Source organism: Mesorhizobium sp. M1A.F.Ca.IN.020.06.1.1 (assembly GCF_004023265.1).
Taxonomy (GTDB): Bacteria; Pseudomonadota; Alphaproteobacteria; order Rhizobiales; family Rhizobiaceae; genus Mesorhizobium.
Genome location: NZ_RZSR01000407.1, coordinates 1 through 5,031, shown reverse-complemented (window position 1 = coordinate 5,031; position 5,031 = coordinate 1). Strand labels below are relative to the sequence as shown.

Annotated in this window: 2 protein-coding genes and 1 pseudogene; all 3 read right to left on the bottom strand. The window is 64.9% G+C overall.

The features are described from left to right. Positions 1–74 precede the first annotated feature (74 nt). Positions 75–833, bottom strand: a complete 759-nt coding sequence (locus EOA60_RS18285; RefSeq protein ID WP_095824767.1) for a heme ABC transporter permease — start codon at positions 831–833, stop codon at positions 75–77. Between the two features lie 198 nt (positions 834–1,031). Continuing rightward, positions 1,032–2,801, bottom strand: coding sequence for a glucan ABC transporter ATP-binding protein/ permease (locus EOA60_RS18280; RefSeq protein ID WP_067000546.1), 1,770 nt, complete (start codon positions 2,799–2,801; stop codon positions 1,032–1,034). 375 nt (positions 2,802–3,176) lie between these two features. Beyond that, positions 3,177–5,031 (bottom strand): annotated as a pseudogene (locus EOA60_RS18275) (protein ndvB); the annotation flags it as partial.

Here is a 5,031-nt window from a genome sequence, read left to right as displayed (position 1 = left end):
CCTTGTGGGGGAGATGTCCGGCAGGACAGAGGGGGGCGAGAAGGAACGCGACAGACCGCTATTGGTCCGAAAATCTACTGCCGTTCCGCCTGCCGCGCCGCAACCCTGCGCATCGCGATCACGCGGCGCCTGAAAATCTCCGTGCGGATCGCCATCAGGTGCAGCGCGAAGAACAGCACGGTGAAGCCAAGCGCCATCACGGCGAGCGGCCACAGCATCGAAGGGTCGATGGTCGGGCCGCCGAGGCGGAAGACCGAGGCCGGCTGGTGCAGCGTGTTCCACCAATCGACCGAGAATTTGATGATCGGGATGTTGATGAAGCCGACCAGCGTGATGATGGCGGCGGCCCAGGCGGCGCGGCCGGCGTCGTCCAGTGCGCGAGTCAGCGCGATAATCCCAAGATACATGAGGAAAAGCACGAAGACCGAGGTCAGCCGAGCGTCCCACACCCACCAGGTGCCCCACATCGGCTTGCCCCAGATCGAGCCGGTGATCAGCGCGAGCGCGGTGAAGGTGGCGCCGATCGGAGCCGCTGCCTTCAGCGCCACGTCGGCCAGCGGGTGGCGCCAGACCAGCGTGCCGAGCGCCGAGATCGCCATGATGGTGTAGCACATCATCGCAAGCCAGGCGAAAGGCACGTGGATGTACATGATGCGCACCGTGATGCCCTGCTGGAAATCCTCCGGCGCGGTGAAGCTCATATAGAGGCCGACGCCGAGCAGTATCGCCGCGGTCGCCGCGAGCCACGGAATAACCTTGTTGGCCAGCCCGACGAAGCGCGTCGGGTTGGCGAGATCGATCCAGCCGGCGAGGCGTGAGGTGGTGTCGCTCATGCCGATCTAAATAGACCGGCGATGCATCAGGGGCAATCGGACGGTTGTCGCACTCTCTCCTTCTCCCCTTGTGAGAGAAGGTGGATCGGCGCGCGAGCGCCGAGACGGATAGGGTGCGCGACGGAGTGAGACGCTGATCTTCCTGGAACACCTTCATCTGTCGCCTGCGGCGACACCTTGTCCCACAGGGAAGAAAGCTTACGCCGCTTCCGTCACCGGACGGCTGAGGCGACGGACCTCCTCGTCGTTGAGCAGGCCGCCGGCGCGCAGCAGGGCTGCGAAGCGGCCGTTGCGCAGCGACAGCTCGGTGAAGCCGCCGTATTCGACCACCTTGCCCTTGTCCATGAAGACGACCAAGTCGGCGTCGCGCACGGTGGTCAGGCGGTGGGCGATGATGAAGGTCGTGCGGTTGCGGCGCAGTTCGTCGATCGCTTCCTTGACTCGGTCCTCGGTCTCGACGTCGAGCGCGCTGGTCGCCTCGTCGAGCACCAGGATCGGCGCATCCTTCAGCACGGCGCGGGCGATGGCGATGCGCTGGCGCTCGCCGCCCGAGAGCTGGCCGCCGCGCTCGCCGACGACGGTGTCGTAGCCGCTGCTCTTGGCCAGGATGAAGTCCTGTGCGGCGGCGGCATTGGCGGCGGCGTGCACCTCGTCATTGCTCGCATCGGCGCGGCCGACCCGGATGTTATCCTCGATCGAGCGGTTGAGCAGGCCGGCGTCCTGGAAGACGGTGGCGATCGAGTGGCGCAGCGACTTGCGGGTCACCGTGCGAGTGTCGATGCCGTCGATCAGGATGCGGCCGCTGGACGGCGTGAACACGCGCTGCAGCAGGTTGATAAGCGTCGTCTTGCCGGCGCCGGTCGGGCCGACGATGGCGACGGTCTTGCCGGCCGGCACCTCGAAGGAGACATTTTCGATACCATGGCCCGAATTCGCGAACTCGAAGCTGACGTCCTCGAACCGCACACGGCCGGTGACGTTGGTCAACTCGCGCAGGCCGTCCGGCTCGGCGGTTTCGGCGGCCGAGTCCTCGAGGCGATAGAAATCCTCGAGCTTGGCGCGGGCCTCGGAAATCTGCGTCGTGAAGGCGGACATCTGGTCGAGACGGGCGATCAGCATTCCGGCAAAGCCGGTGAAGGCGACGACGTCTCCGACACGGAGCTGGCCACGGGTGACGAGATAAGCCCCAATCGAGAGCACGATCATCATCGAGATGGTCGACGACAGGCGGTTCAGCGCATTGGCGATAGCCCACCAGTCGAGCACCGGGTTCTGCGCGTCGAGCAGGTCCTTGACGTAGCGCTTCAGCGTCGCGGTCTCATGGCCGATGCGGTTATAGCTCTGCAGCACGGCGACGTTGCTGACGCTGTCGGTCACATGGGCAAAGACTGTGTGGTAGTGGCGCTCGACGGCGGTCTGCCCCGACTTGGTACGGCGCATGACGATACGGCCGATTCCGACGTAGAGCACGCCGAGGCCCAGCAGCACGATGGACATGCGGATGTCCATGGAAAGCGCGGTCGGCACCAGCAGCACCAGCGCAATGGCCGTCGAGAGATGCACGCGCATGAATTCGAGCCACAGGCTGAACAGGGTTTCGACGGCGCGCAGCAGCGTGTGCAGCGAATTGGACGTGCCGCGCTGGTGGTGCCAGGCGAGCGGCATGGTGATGACGCGCTCGAAGGACTGGCACAGCACTTCCGAACGCCGGGCATGGGCGAAGCGGTCGGCGCCGCGCGACACCAGCACGAAAGCTATGACATTGAAGACACCGAGAGCGGCCCAGACGGCGAGCGTCGAAAACACCGGACCTTTTTCGGAAATGGCGCCGATCACCCGGCCCAAAAGGATCGGCTCGAGAATGGCGATCGCGGCAAGCGCGACGTTGGCGCCGCAGATCAGCGCGACGCGCTTCTTGTCCGCAGCCAGATAACTCAGCGCTCTAAAGTAGATCTGCAGAAGTGACACTTCAGCTACTCCGCCAAACTCTTGTCCGTGCTCAATGTCGGTATTGTGCGCCGCACCATTTTTTGACACGTACCGGTTTATGTGTCGCGAAACAATGCGTCGTCTATCCCTTCCGTTCCGATTTAGCGAACAAAAGATGACGACGGTGCGAAATCTGACGTGATCACCTAACGGTTTGAGATAAAAGGTGAAATGTCAGCCTTGCGGCAAAACAATGGCACCTGCCCAGCGCTGCCACATTTTTAATCACTTGCGCTTGCTTAGCCGTGCCTGAAGCAGCGTGGGCGCACGCTGCCCGGCCCATTGGCAAAGTAAAACGCCAAGCTCGGCCGCGCATCCCGAGAGATGCGCGGCCTGCAAGGCAAACCGTTGATCCTACGCAGGTATCTTGACGACGACGTCGGTCATCTCGCCGGCCCTCGGTTCGAAAGACCCTGATTTGGTCTTCGAACCATTGACTTCAAGCGCGATCGACTTGGTCTTTTTGTCGCGGATGACGCGAACCTTGATTTCGCCGCCGAACATCTTGAGTGTGGCGGCGTAGCCGTCCCAGTGGCCGGGCAGCTTCGGCCTAAACGTGATCTGCTTGCCGCGCCGCTCGATGCCGAGGATTCCTTCCACCGCGGCCCGGTAGAGCCAGCCGGCCGACCCCGTATACCAGGTCCAGCCGCCGCGGCCGCCTTTTCCTTCGCCGGCGTAGATGTCCGCCGCCACGACGTAAGGCTCGACGCGGTAATGCTCGGCCGCCGCCTCGTCCGAGGCGTGGTTGACCGGGTTCAGCATCGAGAAGCAGCGATAAGCCTCGTCGGTGCGTCCCATCTCGGCCAGCGCGATGACGAACCAGGTGGCGGCATGGGTGTACTGGCCGCCGTTCTCGCGCACGCCCGGCGGGTAGCTCTTGATATAGCCGGGATCCTTGTCGCTGTTCGAGAAGGGCGGCGTGAACAGCTTGACGATCTTGTGCTTGTCGTCGACGAGCATCTTCGTCGCCTGTTCCATGGCCGTGGTCGAGCGGGCAGGATCCCCCTCGCCCGACAGCACGCTCCAGGACTGGGCGATGGAGTCGATCTTGCACTCATCCGAATTGCGGGAGCCAAGCGGCGTGCCGTCGTCGAAGCTGCCGCGCCGGTACCACTGGCCGTCCCAGGCCGTGCTCTCCAGCGCCCGCTTCAGCAGGTCCGCGTGCTTCGTCCAGGCCTGCGCCCGCTTGCCATCGCTCTGTCCCTTGGCGATGGGGGCGAAGTCACCCAGCGTCTTCAGCAGGAACCAGCCTAGCCAGACGCTTTCGCCCTTGCCGCCCTCGCCGACACGGTTCATGCCGTCGTTCCAGTCGCCGCCGAGGATCAGCGGCAGGCCGGCCGGGCTGCTGCGCTTGATGGCCAGATCGAGCGCCCGCGCGCAGTGCTCGTAAAGCGAGGCTGTGGTCTTGGTGATCTCGGGCGTGAAGAAGGCGTCGTGCTCCCCCTCGCCAAGCTCCTGCCCGTCGATGAACGGTATCTGCTCCTTGAGGATGGCGGCATCGCCCGTCACCTCGATGTAGCGGGCCGTCGCGTGCGCCAGCCACACGACATCGTCCGAGATCATGGTGCGCACGCCGGCATCGGTGCGGGGCAACCACCAGTGCTGCACGTCGCCCTCCTGGAACTGCCGGCGGGCGGCGTTGAGAATCTGGTCGCGCGCCAGCTTCGGATCATGCGCCAGCAAGGCCAGCGTATCCTGCAACTGGTCGCGGAAGCCGAAGGCGCCGCTCGCCTGGTAGAAGGCCGACCGCGCGCGGATGCGGCAGGCCAGGCTCTGGTAGGGCAGCCAGTGGTTGACCATGGCGTTGAGCGCCTTGTCCGGCGTTTCGACCTGAATGGTGTCGAGGAAGCCGCGCCAGACGCGCTCATTGTCGGCCAGACGCCGGTCGAAATCCTTGTCCCTGTGGGTCTGGACCAGGGCGCTCGCCTCGGCGGCCGTGGCGGCGTCGCCAAGCAGCCAGAACAGCGTCACGTCGCCGCCGGCCGGGATGTCGATGTCGCTGGCGATCACCGCGCACGGATCGTCGCCTGCCTCGACGCGGCCGGACAAAGCAACTCCGCCAAGCACGGCCTGCGGATATTCGGTCGTGCCGTGCCTGCCGACGAACTCGCCGCGGTCGGCGGTCACCGAATGAACAGGCGCCGTCGCGGCGAGGAAAGCCACCCGCTCGCCGAAGTCGAGCCCGTAGGGGTTCTGCGCAAGCATGGCG

Coding starts and splice junctions, on each gene's coding strand:
- EOA60_RS18285 (WP_095824767.1), bottom strand. CDS start 833: ATGAGCGACACCACCTCACGCCTCGCCGGCTGGATCGATCTCGCCAAC.